Annotated in this window: 20 protein-coding genes; 9 read left to right on the top strand and 11 right to left on the bottom strand. The window is 38.5% G+C overall.

Annotation, left to right across the window (positions count from 1 at the left end; translation table 11 throughout):
- Positions 1-91: 91 nt before the first annotated feature.
- From GO593_RS10635 to GO593_RS10600, 8 genes are all read right to left on the bottom strand, one after another.
- Positions 92-547 carry a bacteriohemerythrin gene (locus GO593_RS10635; protein WP_000782976.1) on the bottom strand — a complete coding sequence of 152 codons (456 nt, stop codon included), beginning with the start codon at positions 545-547 and terminating at the stop codon, positions 92-94.
- Between the two features lie 252 nt (positions 548-799).
- Positions 800-1,648, bottom strand: coding sequence for a class II glutamine amidotransferase (locus GO593_RS10630; protein ID WP_000336554.1), 849 nt, complete (start codon positions 1,646-1,648; stop codon positions 800-802).
- A 108-nt stretch (positions 1,649-1,756) separates the two neighbouring features.
- Positions 1,757-2,539, bottom strand: a complete 783-nt coding sequence (locus tag GO593_RS10625) for a GNAT family N-acetyltransferase (RefSeq protein WP_000890283.1) — start codon at positions 2,537-2,539, stop codon at positions 1,757-1,759.
- Between the two features lie 120 nt (positions 2,540-2,659).
- Positions 2,660-3,568: an acetylglutamate kinase gene (gene argB, locus GO593_RS10620; RefSeq protein WP_001135419.1), complete on the bottom strand. Its 909-nt coding sequence runs from the start codon at positions 3,566-3,568 to the stop codon at positions 2,660-2,662.
- 14 nt (positions 3,569-3,582) lie between these two features.
- Positions 3,583-5,001 (bottom strand): phosphomannomutase/phosphoglucomutase, encoded by a 1,419-nt coding sequence (locus tag GO593_RS10615; RefSeq protein ID WP_001102833.1) that lies wholly within the window; start codon positions 4,999-5,001, stop codon positions 3,583-3,585.
- Between the two features lie 199 nt (positions 5,002-5,200).
- On the bottom strand, positions 5,201-5,653 hold the full coding sequence (gene dut, locus GO593_RS10610; RefSeq protein WP_000868152.1) for a dUTP diphosphatase: 453 nt from the start codon (positions 5,651-5,653) through the stop codon (positions 5,201-5,203).
- Positions 5,654-5,678: 25 nt separating this feature from the next.
- Positions 5,679-7,718, bottom strand: a complete 2,040-nt coding sequence (rep, locus tag GO593_RS10605; protein WP_000093035.1) for a DNA helicase Rep — start codon at positions 7,716-7,718, stop codon at positions 5,679-5,681.
- Between the two features lie 193 nt (positions 7,719-7,911).
- A complete protein-coding gene (locus GO593_RS10600) occupies positions 7,912-8,565 on the bottom strand; it encodes an OmpA family protein (RefSeq protein ID WP_001202415.1) in 654 nt (217 codons plus the stop codon).
- A 244-nt stretch (positions 8,566-8,809) separates the two neighbouring features.
- Here GO593_RS10600 and GO593_RS10595 point away from each other — a divergent pair, with 244 nt between their 5' ends.
- The 6 genes from GO593_RS10595 (at position 8,810) to GO593_RS10570 (ending at position 13,172) form a co-directional block, all read left to right on the top strand.
- Positions 8,810-9,736 (top strand): acyltransferase, encoded by a 927-nt coding sequence (locus tag GO593_RS10595; RefSeq protein WP_000100975.1) that lies wholly within the window; start codon positions 8,810-8,812, stop codon positions 9,734-9,736.
- Between the two features lie 16 nt (positions 9,737-9,752).
- Positions 9,753-10,799, top strand: a complete 1,047-nt coding sequence (locus GO593_RS10590) for a hypothetical protein (RefSeq protein WP_001181637.1) — start codon at positions 9,753-9,755, stop codon at positions 10,797-10,799.
- Positions 10,800-10,920: 121 nt separating this feature from the next.
- Complete coding sequence (gene minC, locus GO593_RS10585; RefSeq protein ID WP_000763677.1) at positions 10,921-11,643, top strand: septum site-determining protein MinC; 723 nt, start codon at positions 10,921-10,923, stop codon at positions 11,641-11,643.
- A 70-nt stretch (positions 11,644-11,713) separates the two neighbouring features.
- Positions 11,714-12,526 (top strand): septum site-determining protein MinD, encoded by an 813-nt coding sequence (gene minD, locus GO593_RS10580; protein ID WP_001074362.1) that lies wholly within the window; start codon positions 11,714-11,716, stop codon positions 12,524-12,526.
- 2 nt (positions 12,527-12,528) lie between these two features.
- A complete protein-coding gene (minE, locus tag GO593_RS10575; RefSeq protein WP_000896934.1) occupies positions 12,529-12,801 on the top strand; it encodes a cell division topological specificity factor MinE in 273 nt (90 codons plus the stop codon).
- 83 nt (positions 12,802-12,884) lie between these two features.
- On the top strand, positions 12,885-13,172 hold the full coding sequence (locus GO593_RS10570) for a PA4642 family protein (protein ID WP_001218560.1): 288 nt from the start codon (positions 12,885-12,887) through the stop codon (positions 13,170-13,172).
- Between the two features lie 42 nt (positions 13,173-13,214).
- On the opposite strand, the gene rhtC is transcribed toward GO593_RS10570, so the two are convergent.
- Positions 13,215-13,835, bottom strand: coding sequence for a threonine export protein RhtC (gene rhtC, locus GO593_RS10565; RefSeq protein WP_000959259.1), 621 nt, complete (start codon positions 13,833-13,835; stop codon positions 13,215-13,217).
- Between the two features lie 148 nt (positions 13,836-13,983).
- Entirely contained in the window at positions 13,984-17,016 is a 3,033-nt protein-coding gene (locus GO593_RS10560) for a DNA translocase FtsK (RefSeq protein WP_000127835.1), read from the bottom strand.
- A 269-nt stretch (positions 17,017-17,285) separates the two neighbouring features.
- On the opposite strand from GO593_RS10560, the gene trxB reads away from it, so the two are divergent.
- The 3 genes from trxB (at position 17,286) to GO593_RS10545 (ending at position 19,919) form a co-directional block, all read left to right on the top strand.
- Positions 17,286-18,233 carry a thioredoxin-disulfide reductase gene (trxB, locus tag GO593_RS10555; RefSeq protein ID WP_001276144.1) on the top strand — a complete coding sequence of 316 codons (948 nt, stop codon included), beginning with the start codon at positions 17,286-17,288 and terminating at the stop codon, positions 18,231-18,233.
- Positions 18,234-18,353: 120 nt separating this feature from the next.
- A complete protein-coding gene (aat, locus tag GO593_RS10550; protein ID WP_000854789.1) occupies positions 18,354-19,085 on the top strand; it encodes a leucyl/phenylalanyl-tRNA--protein transferase in 732 nt (243 codons plus the stop codon).
- An 18-nt stretch (positions 19,086-19,103) separates the two neighbouring features.
- The gene (locus GO593_RS10545; RefSeq protein WP_000844343.1) at positions 19,104-19,919 is read left to right on the top strand and encodes an arginyltransferase; all 816 of its coding nucleotides are present in this window, start codon (positions 19,104-19,106) and stop codon (positions 19,917-19,919) included.
- Between the two features lie 44 nt (positions 19,920-19,963).
- Here the strand turns inward: GO593_RS10545 and rimI are convergent, their stop codons facing one another.
- Entirely contained in the window at positions 19,964-20,419 is a 456-nt protein-coding gene (gene rimI / locus GO593_RS10540; RefSeq protein ID WP_000621546.1) for a ribosomal protein S18-alanine N-acetyltransferase, read from the bottom strand.
- Positions 20,420-20,482 lie beyond the last annotated feature (63 nt).

Raw genomic sequence — 20,482 nt, 5'->3', positions numbered from 1 at the left:
ATGAAAATCAAAGTTTGCACAATAAAAAAAGCAAACCACCGAAACGATAGTTTGCCGCGCTAACTGTATATTAGAGTTTTTTTAGTTAAGGTTATGAGAAAAAACGGGCGAACCAGTTCTTTCCTTTCTTCTTTTCTTTTTCTCTAATAATCCCCATCATATTTTCTTTTACTGCCCCCACATAATCGGCATCATCATGTTGAATATGGTTAATTAACCATTTAGCCAAGATCTCTTGTAATTCTGCTTCAATCGTATGGCCCATTTCAAAACGTTCACGATATAATTCTATTTTTTTAATAAACAAGTCATGTACACGTTTATGAGGCACTCTATATTTATAATCCGCTTCCTCTTGTAAACTTTCTTCAAAGGTAAAATGTGATTGCGTATAATCAATAATATTGTCTAAAACATCTTTAATACGACGTCTATCCTCATCATCTTTTACATCATCAATCTCATTAATATAATCCAGTATTCGTTTATGCTGCTCATCAATAACGTCAATACCAGTATTATATTCTGAAGCCCATTTCATTTTCATACATCACCCCCAATGATGTTCAATGACTGTTGCATAAACTGCATCTTATCTTTAAAGGGTATAAATAAAAACAAAGCTATTTTGTCGGCTTTAAATAAATAAAAATGAATAAACAAATAAGTTTTTGATTTTTAAAAAATTAATTAATATTAACCAACTAAAAAGATAAAGTATTTTTTAAACAAAATACTTTATTATTAAATAAACAAAAATATATATTTCTTAAGAAATTACATTTCTTTCAATAAAAAATTAATATTGGTCAGCACGAGTAATACGCTTAAGTTCAGGATTTTTCTCTTCACGTATTAATCTTTCAACTTGAGTAATCGCTTTCTTTATAGGTTTACCATGTTGAAATAAAATCATTTCACCAGGTTGATAAGCAATCCATGTTTCATTATGAGTTAAAGGCTCAGTGGTAATTACAGCAACTCGATCTTCAGGAGTGGTTACCTGACTAAAATCAACCTCAACATCTAAATCAATTAAATGTGCATTATTGAATGGATATTCTCGAACTAACCAATGTAATTTAGTAATCGCATAACTAAATAAGGCTTGCCCATTCGATAAACAGAAATTAAATGTCCCATATTCTGCAATTTGAGGGGAAATCTTTTCTAATACTTCAAATATCTGCTCAAGCGTTGGTTCTTCATAACCAAATACTTCTACCAGTTGATCTAATAAATAACAAAATGCTCTTTCGCTATCGGTATTCCCTACCGGCGTAAAACGTCCGCTTAAGGGTGGATTAAAATCATGTAAATCGCCATTATGGGCAAAAATCCAGTGACGTCCCCATAACTCCCGAATAAAAGGATGTGAGTTCTCAAGCGTAATTTTGCCTTGAGTCGCCTTACGAATATGTGCGATTACATTACGGGATTTAATGGGATAATTACGAATAAGATCAGCAATTGGTGATTCAACTGCAGACTGGTTATCTACAAATAAACGGCATGCCTTATCTTCAAAAAAGGCAATACCAAAACCATCACTATGGTCAGAGGTAATTCCTGCGCGTTGTGAAAAACCACGGAAAGAAAAAGTGATATCCGTTGGTGTTGCACAATTCATTCCTAATAGCTGGCACATATTGTTTTTAAACTTTCACTTCATTACCCCATGCGTACTATTGTGCATGAGAGTAAATTGGCTTGTAAATCCCAATATGCGCTCGCTATTACAAAATATAAGATAACTTTATCGCTGAGCCATTTTGTTCATTACAAACGAAGTGGCAATTTTATTCACTTCTAAAAATACAAAGTAATCGAGACAGTTAAATTCAGCATCAAAGAAGGCATCTTTAGATAATTTAGACTGCATACTCAAATACATTTGGAATAGTTTCGGCATCCGCTCATCTTGAGGGAAACTAAACTCCGGATATTCAGGTTCATAGATTTTCTTAGAACGAATATCGATGGTTTTAGTGTCCGGTAATTGCTGAATTTGACGGTGTGTATAGTACGCTCTAGCCAAATTATCTTGCAGATGAATACTGACACATCCCATCAAATATTTAGCACGCATTGACCACAATACTTTAGGTGCAAGATTCAGCCATAATGTTGAAAGTGCCTTACCATTACGAAAACGTGGATGTACACAAGTACGCCCTATCTCTAATACATTTGGCAAATGCGACAAGTGTGGAACAATGTCAAACTCATTAGCACTGTAACTTTGCCCTATTTCGTGGCCTTGAAAGAGCTTAAGTCGTGTATAAGCAACAATCTCTCCTGTCCATTTTTCTCTTAATACAGCATGCTCACAGCCAAAATCGTAAATATCTTGATCTAAATTATCTTCAAATTGAATGCCGAATTGTTTACTAAATTGTTGTGCACGAAACCGTTGTACATCTTGTAATTCTTTTAAATTATCAACCCATTCAAAGCGGAATTGTGTTTGATTGTTAGCCTTATGGCGATTTAAAGGTAAAGTCCAGGTTTGGCGATATTGATTAAATTTTTCCAGCATAATGAACGCTCCTAGTGACACCCACTACACTAGTCAAAGCTCATGACAAAAAAATGACCAAAATTAAATGGCATAAAAAAAGACCACTTAGCGTGATCTTTTAATAAAAAATAATGAGGTTTAGTGAGTTGTTTGTGTACGGTTAGAAATAAGCGTACCAACCCCGTGATCTGTAAAGATTTCAAGTAATGTTGCGTGCGGTACACGTCCGTCAACAATATGTGCGCTCACAACACCACCTTTTACAGCGTCAAGCGCACAGCCTACTTTAGGAATCATTCCACCGTAAATTACGCCTGTTTCGATTAAACGGTCAACTTCTTGTGTCGTTAAACCGGTTAAAAGGTTTTTGTTTTCATCTAATACGCCACTAATATTAGTCAGCAGAATTAATTTTTCTGCGCCTAATGCTTCTGCGACCTTCCCAGCCACCAAGTCAGCATTAATATTGTAAGTATTACCTTTTTCATCAACACCTAATGGAGCAATAACAGGAATAAAGTCGCTTTGAGTAAACATCTCTAATACGTCAGTTTTAACCCCGGTCACCTCACCAACCATACCTAAATCGATATGTTTGATAGAACCGTCCTCTTCTTGTTTTTCCATTAATAATTTACGGGCACGTAATAGGTTGCCATCTTGACCAGTCAAGCCAATTGCACGGCCGCCGTGTTTATTAATCAAATTAACAATAGATTTGTTTACGCTACCGCCTAGGACCATTTCAACCACTTCCATCGTAGCTTCATCGGTCACACGCATACCATCAATACGGTCAGACTCACGTCCTAATTGCTTTAAGAAAGAGTCAACTTGTGGGCCACCGCCATGCACAACAATCGGGTTTAAACCCACAGTTTTAAGTAAAACGATATCGCGGGCAAATGAACTTTCCAATTCAGGATCAGTCATCGCATTACCACCGTATTTCACCACCAGCGTCTTACCAGAAAAACGTTGAATATATGGCAAAGCTTCAATCAAGATTTTTGCTTTGTCGACGCCGAGATGCTGATCTTGTGGCATTGCGCCTCTCCTTATTAGGCCTCAGAAAGTTCTTGTGCAATTTGCGGATAACGCTCTTGCAACATATCAATAAATTTTTGCTGGATTTCCTTTAAACGTAAAGGATTATCAGCGTCAAATCTTACGGTAAAATACTCACCTGTATTTGATGCTCGAATAATGCCAAAACCATCATCAAAATCAAGACGTACGCCATCAATTTTACTAATTCGAGCACCTAAACGATGGCTTAAAATTTCAATATCTTGTAGTACATGTTTAGGGTCGGACTGATGGGTACCAATATAAGTATCTTCAGTACAGCATCTTTCAGGATAATTAGAAAATAAATCAGAAATTGTTGTCGCACTCGACTCGGTGAAATATTCCATTACACGTAATGCAGCGTACAAACCATCGTCATACCCAAAACCACGCCCATCATTAAATACATAATGACCCGCGTATTCGCCCCCAAAAATAGCGTTACCATTTGATTGAGATAAATACGCGCGGAGGAAGCTACTTCCCGTGCGAATCATTTTGGGTTTACCACCAAGTCGTTCTACGGTTCTTTGAACCATGAGCGAGCATTTCACATCAAATACAATTTCTTTGTCTGGTTGCTGCTCCAGACACATTTGTGCAAATAGTGACAATAAACGGTCAGCAGTAAGTATATTGGCTTTTTCATCAAGCAATACGACACGGTCGCCATCACCATCAAGGGCAATACCAATATCTGCCCCCTGTTCAATAATCGTTTTACGTAGTTCTTTTAAATGCGCAGCATGTGAAGGGTCTGGTGCATGATCAGGGAACTCACCATTTGGAGTTGTACGTAAAGCAATGACTTCACAACCCATTTTTTCAAGTACGAGTTTTGAGCAATGCCCTGCCGATCCATGCAGGCCATCTAATACAACTTTTAAAGGACGCTTGAGTTGAATATCGTTAAAGATTGCTTGTTGGTATTTTTTACAAAATTCTGAATTAAATTGAGGAGTTGATAATTCTAATAATGAAATTGTATGAGTAGGTACATAAGTTTGCGCAAATTCACCTACTTGCTGGATCATTTCAGGAGATGGAGGTTCACCTCTTAAAATCCATTTAATACCATTATCTGATTTAGGATTATGGCTAGCTGTTACCATTATGCCATTACCACCAAACTCCCGTGCAATGTAGTACATCATCGGGGTTGAGCAACAACCAATATTTGTAACATTTAAACCCTGCTCTAATAATATCTCTTCGATTAAATGCGCATAAGCTGGACTCGTCAGGCGCGCATCATAACCAATAATCAGCTGAGTTTGTTCTGCTTGTTTATATTGTTGTGCCAATCCATAGGCAATTGAACGGACGACGTCCGTAGTTAAATAAGAAAGTTTGCCTCTAATATCGTAAGCACGGAAAATATTTTTTGGAAATGAGTGTCTTACATTCATAGCGTATCTTCTATTTAAAGATCAATTTGATCTATCGCAAAAACATAGAGTATTCAAAATCTGAAAAATGGGTATTTGCTAAAAAAAGTTAAAAGAATATGAGTAAAGCGTTTTGTAATATAATTCATTGTAACATTCAAGGTGTAAAAAGAAACACTTGTAAAACAAGCGTTTCTTTTCATTATTTTTTATAAATTAATTATTGTTTACCAGTGTGACCAAAGCCGCCTGCGCCACGTAAAGTTTCTTCAAATTCCTCTACTTGCTCAAATTCAGCCTGAACTACTGGAACTAGAACATACTGTGCTAAACGCTCACCTGGTTCTAAACGGAAAGTGGTTTGACCACGGTTCCACACTGAAACCATCAACTCACCTTGATAATCCGAATCAATCAAACCAACTAAGTTGCCAAGCACGATACCGTGTTTATGACCTAAACCTGAACGCGGTAGAATTAAACCAGCAAAATTCACATCATGAATATAAATTGCCATACCTGTTTTAACCAAAACAGTTTGACCTGGTTCAATCTCAATTGCTTCATCTAAACAGGCACGTAAATCTAAACCTGCTGACCCTGCTGTTGCATATGAAGGTAAAGGCCACTCTTTACCTAAACGCGGATCGAGCAATTTAACTTGAACTTTCATGGGATTTCCTAAAAATTAAAAAAAATTAACGCTTTAATAAAGCTTTTAAATTTGCCAAATATTGTTGAGCCTGTTCTTTAGGATCAACATTTGCTGCAATTTTCTTTTTACGCCCTAACCATTCGAGCTCATCTTGCGGAAGCTCATCGAGGAAACGGCTTGGGGTCATCTGTTTCATTTGACCACCATTTTTACGCTGCTCTGCCAAAGTCAAAGTTAAGCCTTGACGTGCACGGGTAATTCCCACGTACATAAGACGGCGTTCTTCTTCAATAGTTTCAGCAGCAATCGAGTTCTTATGCGGCAACAGCTCTTCTTCAAGACCCATAATATAGACATATGGGAATTCCAAACCTTTAGCAGCATGTAGAGTAAGTAAGTTCACTTTATCAGTGTCTTCTTCCTCTTGCTGTTGCTCTAACATATCAAGCAAGACTAGTTTTCGAATCACACTTTCAATGTTCTTTTCATCAACATCTTCAGCACGATTAATTAAGTTTTGAATACTACTAAACAAGTTCTCGATATTATCGAGCTTACTTTTCTCTTGCGCAGGCGTTGCGGACTGCTCACGAATATAGTCGATATAACCCGCTTCATTCATCATTTGACGAACTTTAGGCACAGGCTCATCATCTTCCAACAGCTCACGTGTAAACGTCGAGATAAAGTCAGCAAACTCATGCAATTGAGTTTCTGCCTTTTTAGGAAGCACCATACTTAAGCGCTGGTCAGAAGAAGCACCAAGTAAAGACAAATTATTTTCTTGTGCAAATAAGCCTAACTTCTCAAGAGTAACTGGGCCAATCGCACGTTTAGGCGTATTAATAATACGTAAGAAAGCACTGTCATCTTCTGGGTTAATAATAAGACGTAAATAACTCATTACATCTTTAATTTCTGCACGAGCGAAGAACGATGTACCGCCAGAGAGTTTGTACGGAATCTGCATTTGGCGAAGTTGTGTTTCCAATACACGCGCCTGAAAGTTACCACGGTACAATACAGCGTAATCTTTCCAGTTCTTACCATTCATAAGTTTGTGAGTCAGTAAGTCTTTGACTACACGTTCTGCTTCATCATCATCATTACGACAGGTAATAATTCTGATGACCTCACCATGCCCTTTATCACTCCACAATTTTTTATCAAAAATATGCGGGTTATTTTGAATTACACAGTTCGCAGCTTTCAAAATACGGCTGGTCGAGCGGTAATTTTGTTCAAGCTTAATAATATGAAGATTTGGGAAATCCTGTTTAAGCAAAGCCATGTTTTCAGGCTTAGCCCCACGCCATGCATAAATCGATTGGTCATCATCACCTACGGCTGTAAACTGCCCCATTACGCCAACTAGTAGTTTCACCAAAATATATTGCGCGGTGTTGGTATCTTGATACTCATCCACTAGCAAGTAACGAACACGGTTTTGCCATTTGTCACGTACTTCTGCATTTTCTTGCAATAAGCGGGTTGGCATAACAATGAGGTCATCAAAGTCAACTGCATTGTAAGCACGTAAATTACGTTCATAAAGTTGATAAAGATGGGCAAACTGGACGTCTTCAGGTGTTTCACACGTCGAATGTGCTTGCTCAGGCAAAATCAGATCGTTTTTCCAATCTGAAATTTTCTTCATTGCCTTGGCAATTAGTTCTTTACTCTCTGCACCCGATAAATTATCGCGATGCATCAAATCCATCAAAATACGTTTACAGTCATCCGCATCCAAAATCGAAAAATTAGCTTTTAAAGGTAAATTTTTAAGTTCTAAACGTAAAAGATTTAAACCAAAAGTATGGAAGGTCGAAACGGACAAACCTTTTGCTTCTTCACGTGATAAAAGCTTGGTGACACGCTCTTTCATTTCACGTGCAGCTTTATTGGTAAAGGTCATCGCTGTAATACGATGTGCAGGAATACGGCAATGTTGCACCAAATAGGCAATTTTACGCGTAATTACCGATGTTTTACCTGAACCAGCGCCAGCAAGCACCAATAAAGGGCCTTGAGTATATTTCATGGCTTCTTCTTGCTTGTTGTTCAGTTGACTGGCAGATGACATCGTGTATTACCTCTTAATTTTTCGAGCATGATTATAGTCATCTCTTTTTTAGAATCCCAATAGTAAATCTACGGATATGTATAAATGATGTCTAATAATGCAATTTATGCGCCGCAGAATGTCGTGATTATTTTTTATACTTCACCCATAAAAAAACCACCCGAAGGTGGTTTTTGAAACAATAAACTAGATCTTATTGTTTAGCATAAATGCTGATTTCTACACGGCGGTTTTGTTCACGACCAGAAGCAGTTGAGTTGTCTGCGATTGGGTTAGAAGAACCATAACCTTGTGCATCGATACGGCTAGATGGAACACCTTTACCAGCTAAATAGTTTTTAACTGATTGAGCACGCGCTTGAGATAATGGGATGTTAATAGAGTCATTACCAGTGTTATCTGTATAACCAGTAACTAAAATCGCGCTCTTGTTATCTTCAGCCAATGTTTGAGCTACTTTGTCCAAAGTTGCATAGAAGTTTGGCTTGATGTTTGATTTGTTAGTATCAAAAGTAATGCTACCAGGCATGATCAATTGAACAGAACCATCTGGGTTACGGCCTACTTCTACACCAGTACCAGCCATTTGTTCGCGTAATTTTTTCTCTTTTTGGTCAAGATATAAACCGCCAGCTGCACCAAGAACTGCACCAATTGCCGCAGCACGGTTGTTTTGACGGCTAGAGTTTGCATTTGATTTAGAAATACCGTAGCCAGCTGCTGCGCCGATCAAAGTACCTAATGCGGCTTTATCGTATTCAACGCCACCAAGGTTATTACCTGTTGTTTGACAACCAGAAAGTACTACTGCTGCCCCTACCACTGTTGAAATAACTAATGCACGCATTGCATGCCTCCTCACTTTGAGTGTTTTGTTGTTGAATGAATAATGAAACAAAAAGGAAGTATAAAACATTGATATTTTGTTAATAATAAACAGTTTAGTTATTTTTTTGTAATATTTTGATGCACTTTAAGGTGTGCACTCATCACAATTTCTTCATTGTTGTCTAAGATACCGTTGTATTTCATTTCATGATAGTTATAGTTGAACAACTTTCTATGGATTTTGGATATTCGGGGCCATTTATATGTCAACTGCACCCAATAAGCAATCTGCGCTAAAAAAAATTACACGTGGACTCACTGTAGGTACAGTCATCACAGGTAGCACTTTTTTTCATGGACCACCTGTCTTAGCTTTAGGTTTAACAAAGCTATTTAAAAAGTCTTCAAAAATTGATGAAACCAATATTCAAATTACTAATAGCTGGCTTGGTGTCAATAATTGGCTCATTGATCATGTTTTACCTAATTTAAAATGGGACATTAGCATTGACGAAGGCCTTGATCTGAATATGCAAGGCCGTTATTTAATGACTTGTAACCATCAAAGTTGGGTTGATACCACGGTAAACCAATATTTCGGATTAACCCGTATGCCGCTTACCCGCTTTTTTACCAAGTGGGAGCTCATCTTTATTCCTTTCGTGGGTCAAGCTTTTAAAATCTTAGGCTTCCCAATGATGAAGCGTCATACAAAAGAGCAAATCGCGAAAAACCCTGAACTCAAAGACCGCGATATGATGGAAGCACGTAAAGCGTGTGAACAGCTCTTAAGTCAACCTTTTACATTATTAAATTATTTGGAAGGGACTCGTTTTACTCAGGAAAAACACGACCAACAAAAATCACCATATAAACATTTATTAAAACCTAAAGCAGGTGGTTTGGCTCTGGCGTTAAATATTTTGGGCGACAAAATTGATGCTTTAGTTGATATGACCATTGTCTACCCTGATGGCGTACCAGGTTATGGCGATTTCTGGCTAGGTGACGTTTCAAAAATTGCGGTCAATCTTCGAAAAATTGAAATACCAGACTGGGTTCTCGGGGGTAATTATGAAGATGACCAAGTTTACCGTGAACGTTTTCAACAATGGGTACATGAACTCTGGACTGAAAAAGATCAGCTCATCGAGAAAATGAAAGCTCAATACGCGACTACGAATCTTTAAAAAAGAATCCACTTTTATGCAAAACAGTTCCGGAAAGCAAACGAAATATCACCGTGTAGATTCAAGCAGCCTTTCATTTAAGCTGTTTTTGGTCTACGACATCTTTATGGTGTTTATTATCATTTTCAATCTGTTCTGTCTTGCAGCCAATTTCTTTTTAATGAGCAGTATTGGGGCATGGTTCTTTGAACATATCCATTTGCCCCAAGTATTGTCTTTCTACCGTACCCATTTACACCCATGGGTTATTACCTCTGAAGCCTGGTTTATTGGTTTTCTAATTATTGAACTACTGGTCCGTTGGGGAATTGCTATCGTTTATAAACATCATAAGCGTTGGTTCTTCTTCCCTTTCATTCACTGGTATGAAATTTTAGCTATTATTCCTCAGCTACGTTTTCTACGTTTATTCCGTGCCGGGATTATTGCATACCGTTTACACGAACTTGGTTACCCGGTTATTCCTGAAAGCTGGAGAAAGACAGGTCTCTTTTATTACCGTGTGGTTATGGAAGAGTTGTCGGACCGCGTGGTGATTACCGTAATTGACGGTATTCGATACGAGCTTGAAACGAGTTCTAGCCATAAACAAATTATTCATGATTTGGTTAATCATCATCGTGAACAATTTACCGTAACCCTAACTGCCCTATTACAAGAATCTTTAGCAACTGCTTTAAAAGAACAAAAGCCTGCAATCACCCGAGCTGTCGGACAAATTGTAGATCAGGCAATAGAAGATACGCCTGAATTAACACAATTATTAAGGCTTATTCCACTTGTAGGGGGACGTATTGAGCAACAAATTCAAAGTATTGGTCAACGTCTTGGTGAAAATATCAGTGCTGGTTTAATAGAGCCGTTAATTGAAGGTTCAGCCGCACATCCTAATTCAACTTATCAATTAATTTCTCAAAAAATTAGCCATATAAATATTGATAACCATGAACTTGAGCAGCTGGTTGAGTCTGTCGTTTTTGAAACGCTAGAAGCTGTCCGTAAACAAGTTAAAGTTAAACAGTGGCAACAAACACTCGCGGAGTATGATCGAATCAAAGAATAAGCATTTATTTATTTTTTTATAAATCACGCTAGAGAATTGGTACGATTTGTTCTAGCATTTGCTCTATTTACAATAAACTTAACGATATTACAGCTCGTTTTAACGCCTTGAAGGAAGACTTATGGCTGATATCCGGATTACCGGCAGAATGGTTAACTTTAGCAGGATAACCTTCGATACGAATGATCATGATGTGATCCGCCAGCAATTATCAAATATATTAAATGAAGGTTCCTATCAGGGAACTGTCGTTATTATAGATAGTACTGTTGAACAAGAGCTTATTGCTTTAATTCAGCTGTTAGTCAGCATGGGCTTACAGCCTATGGCTGTCATTGACGGTATTTTAGGCGACGAAGCACGCGCCATTCAGTTCCCTGTATTACCGGCAGATCAACCATTACAACGTATTAAACCAACTGCAGAGCAAGTTGCAATTGTAGAGAAGCCTAGCTCTGCACAAGCTTCAGTAGAAACAAAAAAACCACTAAATAATAATGCAGTTGCCCATATTACCTCTTATCATGATGAAATTTTGCGTACAGGCCAATCTCTTGTACAAGACCAAGGCGATATTATTTTAAAAGCTGGCATGAATAGTGGTTCCGAAGTGATTGCTTCAGGAAATATACATATTTATGGCACGGTTCGTGGTAGAGTCATTGCTGGTGCGGGTGGGCACGCTGCTGCACGCATTTTTTGCCAATCTTTAGAGGCTGAACTCGTTTCCATTGCCGGAACATATTGTGTCGCAGATGATATCCCTAAACATGTGGTAAAAAAGCCAGTACATATTTATTTAAATGAAAAGCAAGAGCTTGAATTTGAAGCTCTAGAACTTTAGTTTATTAAGCAAATCACCAAAAAACAGCCCTTTTAAGGGTGTATGTATGACCATAATAGGAGTGGATTCGGTGGCCAAAATTGTTGTCGTAACATCAGGCAAAGGTGGTGTAGGTAAAACTACAACGAGTGCATCTTTTGCAACAGGTTTAGCCCTTCGTGGTCATAAAACTGTTGTGATTGACTTTGATGTAGGCTTACGTAACCTTGATTTAATTATGGGTTGTGAGCGTCGTGTTGTTTATGATTTCGTCAATGTAATTAATAATGAAGCACGTCTGCAACAAGCCCTTATTCGCGATAAAGATATCGAAAACCTTTACATTTTGCCGGCTTCCCAAACCCGTGATAAAGATGCTTTGAGCGACGAAGGTGTTGCTCGTGTAATTGATGAGCTTTCTCAAGAATTTGATTACATTATTTGTGACTCACCTGCGGGGATCGAGCGTGGTGCAATTTTAGCAATGTACCATGCAGATGAAGCAATCATTGTGACAAACCCTGAAATTTCTTCAGTACGTGACTCTGACCGCATCATCGGAATGTTAGATAGCAAAACTAAAAAAGTTGAACATAACGAAGGACGTATACGTAAACATTTATGTATTACACGTTTTAACCCTGAACGTGCTGACCGTCAGGAAATGCTGACGATTGATGATATTTCTAAAGATATTTTACGCGTACCGACATTAGGTGTTATTCCTGAATGTCCAAGTGTATTACAAGCATCAAACGAAGGTAAGCCAGTTATTCTGTATTCAGAAACTAAAGCTGGACAAGCGTATGATGACTTGGTTGCTCGCTTTCTTGGCGAAGACCGCCCTTATCGACACATCACAGCTCAACCTAAAGGCTGGTTAGCACGACTATTTGGAGCGTAGATATGGCAGGATTCTGGAGTAAATTATTTAGCAGTGAAGAAAAACCATCAAGTGCTCAAACTGCCAAAGATCGTTTAAAAGTCATTGTTGCATCAGAACAAGGTTTAGGCCGTCGTTTAAGCCAAGACAAGATTGACCAAATGAAGAAAGAAATTATGCAGGTGGTCAGTCGTTATGTTAGCGGTGTAGGCGAACAGCATATCCAAATGCAAGTTCGTTCTGAAGCAAACATCGAAATGTTAGAAATGAATATCAATTTACCTGAAGAACGATAATTCTATTTCTGACTATTCAATAAAACAGAATCAAGGCAAAATAACGCAAGTTATTTTGCCTTTTTTAAAATGAGGAGATTGTCATGGCATTATCACAGCCAGCAACTTTCAATGAAGAATGGTCCGATGAGCGTGTTTTTGCCTACCTCAACCAACTTCCTCCAAATGGTGTGAACGCAGACTTCCATGTGCTCTACCATGCTTTCAAACATATGCGTCCAAATGACTATGAACGTCTTTTAACTAAATTTGTCGCAGATGGACGAGATATTAATGCGACTAATCCGGAAGGCGAACGCATCCATGACGTGATTGCTAAATTCCCACGTCAATCAGCGCCGTTTTTAGAAGTTTTAGCAAAGTTTGCTTAAAAATAAAAAAGCCTCATAAAGAGGCTTTTTTCTTATTTAAAATTATCGATTTCCAATCAGGAAAATACCAAAAACGGTAAAAATTCCACCAGAAATACCATCAATCCATTTTGAAAAATTACGGTAAGCGGCTCTAAAACTCGGTAATGAAAAAATAAAAGTCACAAAGCAGAACCATAAAATTGTTTCAACCGACACAATAATAAAAAGCAGCCAATGGACTTGATCAAGCTGAGGGTTTGCTAAAAATAAAGAGAATACACTACCAAAATAGATCACAGCTTTAGGGTTCGATAAATTGGTGAGTAATCCCTTCATAAAAAATAAATACGGCGCTTTCGGTAATTCAACAGTTGTCACTTCTTCCTGCTGATTTTTTGAAAATGCCGAACGCAACATTTGGTATCCTAACCAGCATAGGTATAAACCGCCGGCAATAAGTAAACCTTGCTTTAACCAAGCCATTTTCTCAAAAATAATATTTAAGCCCATCAGTGCTAAAGAAGCCCAAAACATAACACCCGCTGTTATTCCTGCAACAACCAGCATTGCTTCTTTACGAGATCGGCTCACTGCGGTCTGTGATACCAGAAAAAAATCAGGCCCTGGAGTAATAAGCGCACAAAAATGAATAAAAGCTAACGTAATTAACGCGACTAACATGTTGTCCTCCTGATTTGTTTCATTGTTATTTATTGAGAAGCACACATTAGCATTTTTTACTATTTGATAAAATCTCAAACTACCCGTAGTAATTATTATTTTTAACCATAAAAAAGCCTCCGAAGAGGCTTAATTTTAACTGTAGATCTTAAACTAAAATATCGCGCTTACCGTTGGCACCCATACCACTCACAATGCCATTCTCTTCCATTTGGTCAATGATACGAGCGGCACGGTTATAACCAAGGCTAAACTTACGCTGTAATGAAGACGTAGAAGCTTTTCGAGTTTCTAAAACAAACGATACACATTGATCATAAAGTGCATCACGGTCTGAACCACCATCACCTTCTTCAAAGCCACGCGAAGCAGGCTCTTCATCAAATGGAGTTAAGATCTCATCTACGTAGTCTGGTTCGCCACGTTCACGCCATGCATCACAAATACGGTTAACTTCATCATCACTAATAAATGCACCATGCACACGTTCTGGCTCAATCTTACCTGGCCCTAAGAACAGCATATCACCGTGGCCTAACAAGTCTTCTGCACCACCTGCATCCAAAATAGTACGTGAGTCAATTTTACTGTTTACACGTAAAGCTACACGCGTTGGAATATTGGCTTTAATAAGGCCTGTAATGACATCTACCGATGGACGTTGAGTTGCAAGCAATAAGTGAATACCAGCAGCACGAGATTTTTGCGCCAAACGCGTAATCATTTCTTCTGCTTTCTTACCAACTTGCATGATCATGTCAGCGAACTCATCCGCCACAATAACAATAGATGGTAATGGCGTTAAACGAGGCGCACGCTCTTGTGTCGCCGAGTCACTTGGTTTCCATGTCGGGTCAATCAAGTCTTCTCCATTTGCAAGCGCTTCTTCAACTTTTCGGTTGTAGTCACTTAACTTACGAATTTTGAGGAATGACATAAGCTTGTAACGGCGTTCCATTTCATTTACACACCAGTTTAATGCACTCACTGCATCTTTCATGTCAGTGACTACAGGCGTTAATAAATGCGGAATATCGTTGTAGTTTGCAAGTTCTAGCTGTTTCGGGTCAATTAAAATCAGACGCAATTGGTCAGGGGTATATTTGAGTAACATCGATAAAATCATCGAGTTAACGGCAACAGATTTACCCGAACCTGTAGTACCCGCAACCAACATATGCGGTGCTTTTGCCAAGTCTGTTAGTACCGGATTACCTGAAATATCTTTACCCATTGCCATACTAATGAGAGCACTTGGGTCACGATATGCGGGTGTTTCCAATAGTTCAATCAAACGTACCATTTCACGAGCACTATTTGGAACTTCAATACCAATATATGGTTTACCCGGAATAACCTCTACCACACGTACAGAAGCCATAGACATTGAACGTGCCAAGTCACGGGAAATATTAGTCACTTTAGATGCTTTCACACCCGGTGCCAAATCTAATTCAAAACGTGTAACCACTGGACCCGGCTGAGCTTCAACCACCTGAGCCTTCACATTAAACTCTTGTAATTTGATCTCAAGTAATTCAGATAAACGGGAAAGCTGTTCCTCGGTAAAGTTAACTTTCTTATTTGGGTCAACCTTATCAAGCAATTCAAAGCCCGGTAATGTTGGTAAATCTAAACGCTTTTTGGCCACCTGCATGGCACGAGACATTGGTCGACCTGATGCATCTGTTAAAGGCGCATCAAAATCAAACTCATCCTCAAGGTCATCCTGAGGCTTTCCAGCAGTTTCCTGCCAAGCTTCAATAAATTCTTCTTTTGACAGCTTCTCTGCACCAATCGTAGTTTGAATAGGCGCTTTTACAAAAGCTGAAGATTGCGCATAGCTACTTGCCTTGATCGGTTGAGTTGCTGGCGGGATATCTTCATCAATCAATAAGTCGTCAAAATCATCAAAGACTTCTTCATTAGATAAATTTTTAGGTGACTGATTTAAATTCGATACAGGTACAGATGACTCAACTAATGTTTGAGGAGCTTGCGGCGTAACTTCTGGTTCAACATGATGATCTTGCACAAATGGCGTATGCACGTCAGTTGCCGTTTTACTATTTGGAACTGCAGCAAGTAGTTCATCAAAAATCTCATCATCATTCCAATCTAAACCTTGATGAGTATTCGATGGTTGATTTTGTTTAGCCTGATAAACTGTTTGCTGAAATTGCTCATGAGTCGAAGGCTGTTCACTTGAATCATCAGCAGCTCGTAACAGCGCATCAATTTCTTGTTTATGGCTTACATCATCACGCTGTAAAGCACGCCAAACCTCTCCCGTAGCCACTAAACGCTCACTGTCTTTTTTAAGCTGTTGGGCTTGCTCAAGTGTACGCTCAAAGTTTTCTGGCTGAGGAGTTGGTTTTTCTTCAATTGTTTCAGGTTGACTTTGTTCTTTAGCTAAAACGTCGGCAAATAAACGCTCTGCTATTTCATCATGTCGTGTAGAGCTCGCTTTGCTTTGAGTTTTTTCTGGTTGGGCATTTAGCTCTACTTCATCCGTAACTTCTTCTGCTTTAGGCATCTCTGCAACTTTTACCGTTGCTGCTTTATTCGCAGGCTGTGTGGTTAAGTCATAAGCAGATTCGTTAGGAGATACATTTTTATAGAATAAATCTTGTAAATAACCAGGCATTGCTTTGAGCGTAACCCATGTTTTGCTCCACTGCACCCCAAATGCCAAAGTGAACAATACCACTCCGAAAACAAGGAGAAATAATGTCGCACCATAAATTGTTAACAGTTGAGATAAGCTTTGCCCCAACTCATAACCAATAATCCCGCCTGCCGCATTATCTAAAGTATCTGCAGGCACATTCCAGTGAAGGTAAAGCAAACTCGAAACAACAAGAATTAAGAAGAACTGCGCAGCATAACGGAATGGGCGGTTTAGAAAACTATGTGGCCACCAGACTTGAATCGCTTCAACAAATAGGAAGATTGGAATAAGTAAACTTGCCCAACCTAAAAAGCCAAACAGCAAATCTGCAATCCATGCACCGGCAATACCACTTGCATTGGATACTTGCTGAGTATCACTTGAAATATGCATCCAGCCCGGATCAAATGGTGTATATGTTACTGTCGCCAGAAACATATAAATCCCAAAAGAGACCAAGAATAATGTCATCAATAAGCGCTGTGCATAAACACTTGACACCGCAGTCATATACTGTCCTGTAACCCATTTAATTATTGGTTTAGAGATGTGAAGACCTACATTTCAGATCTTCAACGATTGAACTTTATATTATGCACCTGTTCTTACAAAAAAGGTGCATGATTCTTTACAGTTGTTGTTAACATAAGGCTCTTCTATATTGTTATATAACTTAATTCGATTGACCTGATCAATATTATCCACATTGATTTAACGCTATTGGTCGGCAATTTCACGTATAATTTTCAAAATTCTCGAAATAAATAAGGATACCCTCAATGAGTGCTCGTCATTCTCGGTTAATTATTCTCGGTTCTGGCCCTGCGGGTTATAGTGCAGCTGTTTATGCAGCACGTGCAAATCTTAAACCAACACTTATTGCAGGTTTACAGCTTGGCGGCCAACTTACAACAACAACCGAAGTTGACAACTGGCCGGGCGATCCTGAAGGTTTGACTGGTCCTGTCCTAATGGACCGTATGCAAGCACATGCTGAACGCTTTGGTACTGAACTTGTCTATGATCATATTAATGAAGTGGACTTAAATGTACGTCCTTTTGTTCTTAAAGGTGATATGGATGAGTACACTTGTGATGCTTTAATTATTGCAACTGGTGCGACAGCTCAATATCTTGGCTTAGAGTCTGAACAAAAATTTATGGGTCAAGGCGTGAGCGCATGTGCAACATGTGATGGCTTCTTCTACAAGAACCAAAATGTGATGGTTGTTGGTGGTGGTAATACTGCTGTTGAAGAAGCACTTTATTTATCAAATATTGCTGAACATGTGACGCTTGTACACCGCCGCGATTCTTTACGCTCTGAGAAGATTTTACAAGATCACTTATTTGCTAAAGAAAAAGAAGGCAAAATCAGTATTGTTTGGAACCATGAAGTTGAAGAAGTTCTTGGTGACAATACTGGCGTAACAGGTGTTCGCTTAAAATCTACGAAAGATGACAGCAAACAAGAAGTACAAGTTCAAGGCTTATTCATTGCAATTGGCCATAAACCAAATACCTCTATGTTTGAAGGTCAGCTAAACTTACGTGATGGCTATATCCAAGTACAAAGTGGTACTTCAGGTAACGCAACAGCGACTTCTGTAGCAGGCGTTTTTGCTGCTGGTGATGTTGCTGATAGTATCTATCGTCAAGCGATTACTTCGGCGGGTTCAGGCTGTATGGCTGCACTAGATGCCGAAAAATATCTAGACAACCTTTAAGTTTAGATATTTCAAAACAGCCGTTTTATAACGGCTGTTTTTTTGGAATTTATAATAATTACTGGCTGCCCTGTATTAATTTTTATAGCATAGCCCTAAAGCACATATTATTTTAGTTTTATGAAAACACTGCCTCTATCTCAGTATATTTTCCCAGATCCGGAGGAATCAGATCCAGATGGTCATGGTTTAATTTGTATAGGCGCTGACCTCTCCCCCTCCACACTCTATGAAGCATATACACATGGGCTTTTCCCATGGTTTAATGAAGATGAACCTATTTGTTGGTGGAGCCCTGAACCACGCTGTGTAATTTATCCTCAAAACTATAAACCGAGTAAATCGCTTATTCGGAACATGAAAAAATATGATTACACCATTACGGTAAATCGTGCTTTTGAGCAAGTCATTCGCTCATGTTCATTACCTCGAAGCTATGCTAATGAAACATGGATTAGTGAAGATATTATTGAAGGCTATTGTGGAATGTTTGATGCCGGTTATGGCTATAGCGTAGAAGTCTGGCAAGAAGAGCAGCTGGTAGGTGGTTTATATGGGGTAACGATCGGCAAGGGTTGTTTTGGCGAGTCTATGTTTAGTACCCAAACCGATGTTTCCAAAATGGCTTTTTATACGTTAATGTTAATTGGTCAAGAAAATCAGCTTCCTTGGGTTGACTGTCAACTTGTAAATAGTCACTTAATTAGTCTTGGGGCTTGTACACTTTCTCGGCAAGAATATCTTAAATCGTTACAAGATGTAATTATTCACCCCTCTATCAATTGGAAAAAGTATCAAGAACGTGTATTTTCAAGTAAAACAATAGCATTAAATGCAAAATTAATGGAATGATAACAGGAGGGACCAATCATGAAATCATATCACCCGAAGTCCCTTTTAAATGATCTGCAATATTATATTACTCCACCTCATGATTGCAGCTATTTAGAAAATAAATCAGCACGTATGGTCTTTTTAGACCCGATTCATCGGATTGATGTGGTGACGCTTTCTGAATTATCGCGATTAGGTTTTCGTCGTAGTGGCGACTTTGTATACCGTCCTGAATGTCATTTATGCAGGCAGTGTTTATCTTGTCGTGTACCTGTTGCCGATTTCCAAATGAACAGCATGCAAAAAAAAGCATGGAAGCGAAATCAAGATCTCACCATGACTGTTCTACCAACACGGCAAGCCTCACAAATTCATTATGATCTATATGAACGTTACATTAACGAGCGCCATGCCGATGGTGATATGTTTCCGCCAAGTTTAGATCAGTTTGAAAAATTCTTGGTCCATAGCTGTACAGATAGTTTCTTCTTAGAACTATGGAAAGACAATCGTCTTATTAGCGTTTCGACTTGTGATTTAATGGATGATGGGTTATCTGCCGTCTATACGTTCTTTGACCCAGATGAACACCGTAGATCTTTAGGCGTTTATTCAATTCTGAATCAAATCGAATATGTAAAAACACTCGGTTTAGAATATGTCTACTTAGGCTATTGGGTTCCCCACTCAGCTAAAATGAACTATAAATCTCAATATACGCCGCTAGAACTTTTACTAGATGGGCAATGGCGCCGCTTAAATAGATCATTATCACCAGAAGAGATCAATCAGTTAGGCAATTCCCTCATGACCACATTACCTTCTGAATGGAATAATTTAATTATTAAATAATCTGCTTCTGTCTTGTTGTTCAAACAGCAACAAGACAGGCATTCTTAGAATAAAGAAGCAAAATCATCAGTACAGCTTTTTACCATAATAACGGCATTTTCACGCCCACCCTCTTGGGTTGGATAATAGTTACGACGCACATCAATTTGGTGAAACCCTGTTTTTTCGTATAAACCAATAGCAGCTTTATTACTTTCACGTACCTCTAGAAAAATTTGTACGGGGTGATTTTCTAAACGCTCAATCGACGCATCTAACAACTGATATCCTAATCCTTTACCTTGCATTTGAGGATCAATTGCCATGAGCAGTAAATTCGCTTCATCTAATACAGGTTGTAAAATACAAAAACCAACCACCTTATTATTTATTTCTATTACCGTACATTGGTAAGAATTTAAAGATTCTACAAATTGCTGCCTAGACCATGGGTGTGTTTGAACAAGCTTCTCAATTTGAGCAACACTATCAATATCTGAGACTTGCATAGTACGAATCATGAGTTTCAACACATTTTTAGATTTCAAAGTAAACGTATTATAGAAACTTAAATAGAAAAAACG

Source organism: Acinetobacter baumannii (genome assembly GCF_009759685.1).
GTDB lineage: Bacteria > Pseudomonadota > Gammaproteobacteria > Pseudomonadales > Moraxellaceae > Acinetobacter > Acinetobacter baumannii.
Note: the sequence above shows the minus strand (reverse complement) of the source record. Positions and strands in the feature narration are given on the sequence as shown.

Coding starts and splice junctions, on each gene's coding strand:
- GO593_RS10635 (WP_000782976.1), bottom strand. CDS start 547: ATGAAAATGAAATGGGCTTCAGAATATAATACTGGTATTGACGTTATT.
- GO593_RS10630 (WP_000336554.1), bottom strand. CDS start 1,648: ATGTGCCAGCTATTAGGAATGAATTGTGCAACACCAACGGATATCACT.
- GO593_RS10625 (WP_000890283.1), bottom strand. CDS start 2,539: ATGCTGGAAAAATTTAATCAATATCGCCAAACCTGGACTTTACCTTTA.
- argB (WP_001135419.1), bottom strand. CDS start 3,568: ATGCCACAAGATCAGCATCTCGGCGTCGACAAAGCAAAAATCTTGATT.
- GO593_RS10615 (WP_001102833.1), bottom strand. CDS start 5,001: ATGAATGTAAGACACTCATTTCCAAAAAATATTTTCCGTGCTTACGAT.
- dut (WP_000868152.1), bottom strand. CDS start 5,653: ATGAAAGTTCAAGTTAAATTGCTCGATCCGCGTTTAGGTAAAGAGTGG.
- rep (WP_000093035.1), bottom strand. CDS start 7,718: ATGTCATCTGCCAGTCAACTGAACAACAAGCAAGAAGAAGCCATGAAA.
- GO593_RS10600 (WP_001202415.1), bottom strand. CDS start 8,565: ATGCGTGCATTAGTTATTTCAACAGTGGTAGGGGCAGCAGTAGTACTT.
- GO593_RS10595 (WP_000100975.1), top strand. CDS start 8,810: ATGTCAACTGCACCCAATAAGCAATCTGCGCTAAAAAAAATTACACGT.
- GO593_RS10590 (WP_001181637.1), top strand. CDS start 9,753: ATGCAAAACAGTTCCGGAAAGCAAACGAAATATCACCGTGTAGATTCA.
- minC (WP_000763677.1), top strand. CDS start 10,921: ATGGCTGATATCCGGATTACCGGCAGAATGGTTAACTTTAGCAGGATA.
- minE (WP_000896934.1), top strand. CDS start 12,529: ATGGCAGGATTCTGGAGTAAATTATTTAGCAGTGAAGAAAAACCATCA.
- GO593_RS10570 (WP_001218560.1), top strand. CDS start 12,885: ATGGCATTATCACAGCCAGCAACTTTCAATGAAGAATGGTCCGATGAG.
- rhtC (WP_000959259.1), bottom strand. CDS start 13,835: ATGTTAGTCGCGTTAATTACGTTAGCTTTTATTCATTTTTGTGCGCTT.
- GO593_RS10560 (WP_000127835.1), bottom strand. CDS start 17,016: ATGACTGCGGTGTCAAGTGTTTATGCACAGCGCTTATTGATGACATTA.
- trxB (WP_001276144.1), top strand. CDS start 17,286: ATGAGTGCTCGTCATTCTCGGTTAATTATTCTCGGTTCTGGCCCTGCG.
- aat (WP_000854789.1), top strand. CDS start 18,354: ATGAAAACACTGCCTCTATCTCAGTATATTTTCCCAGATCCGGAGGAA.
- GO593_RS10545 (WP_000844343.1), top strand. CDS start 19,104: ATGAAATCATATCACCCGAAGTCCCTTTTAAATGATCTGCAATATTAT.
- rimI (WP_000621546.1), bottom strand. CDS start 20,419: ATGATTCGTACTATGCAAGTCTCAGATATTGATAGTGTTGCTCAAATT.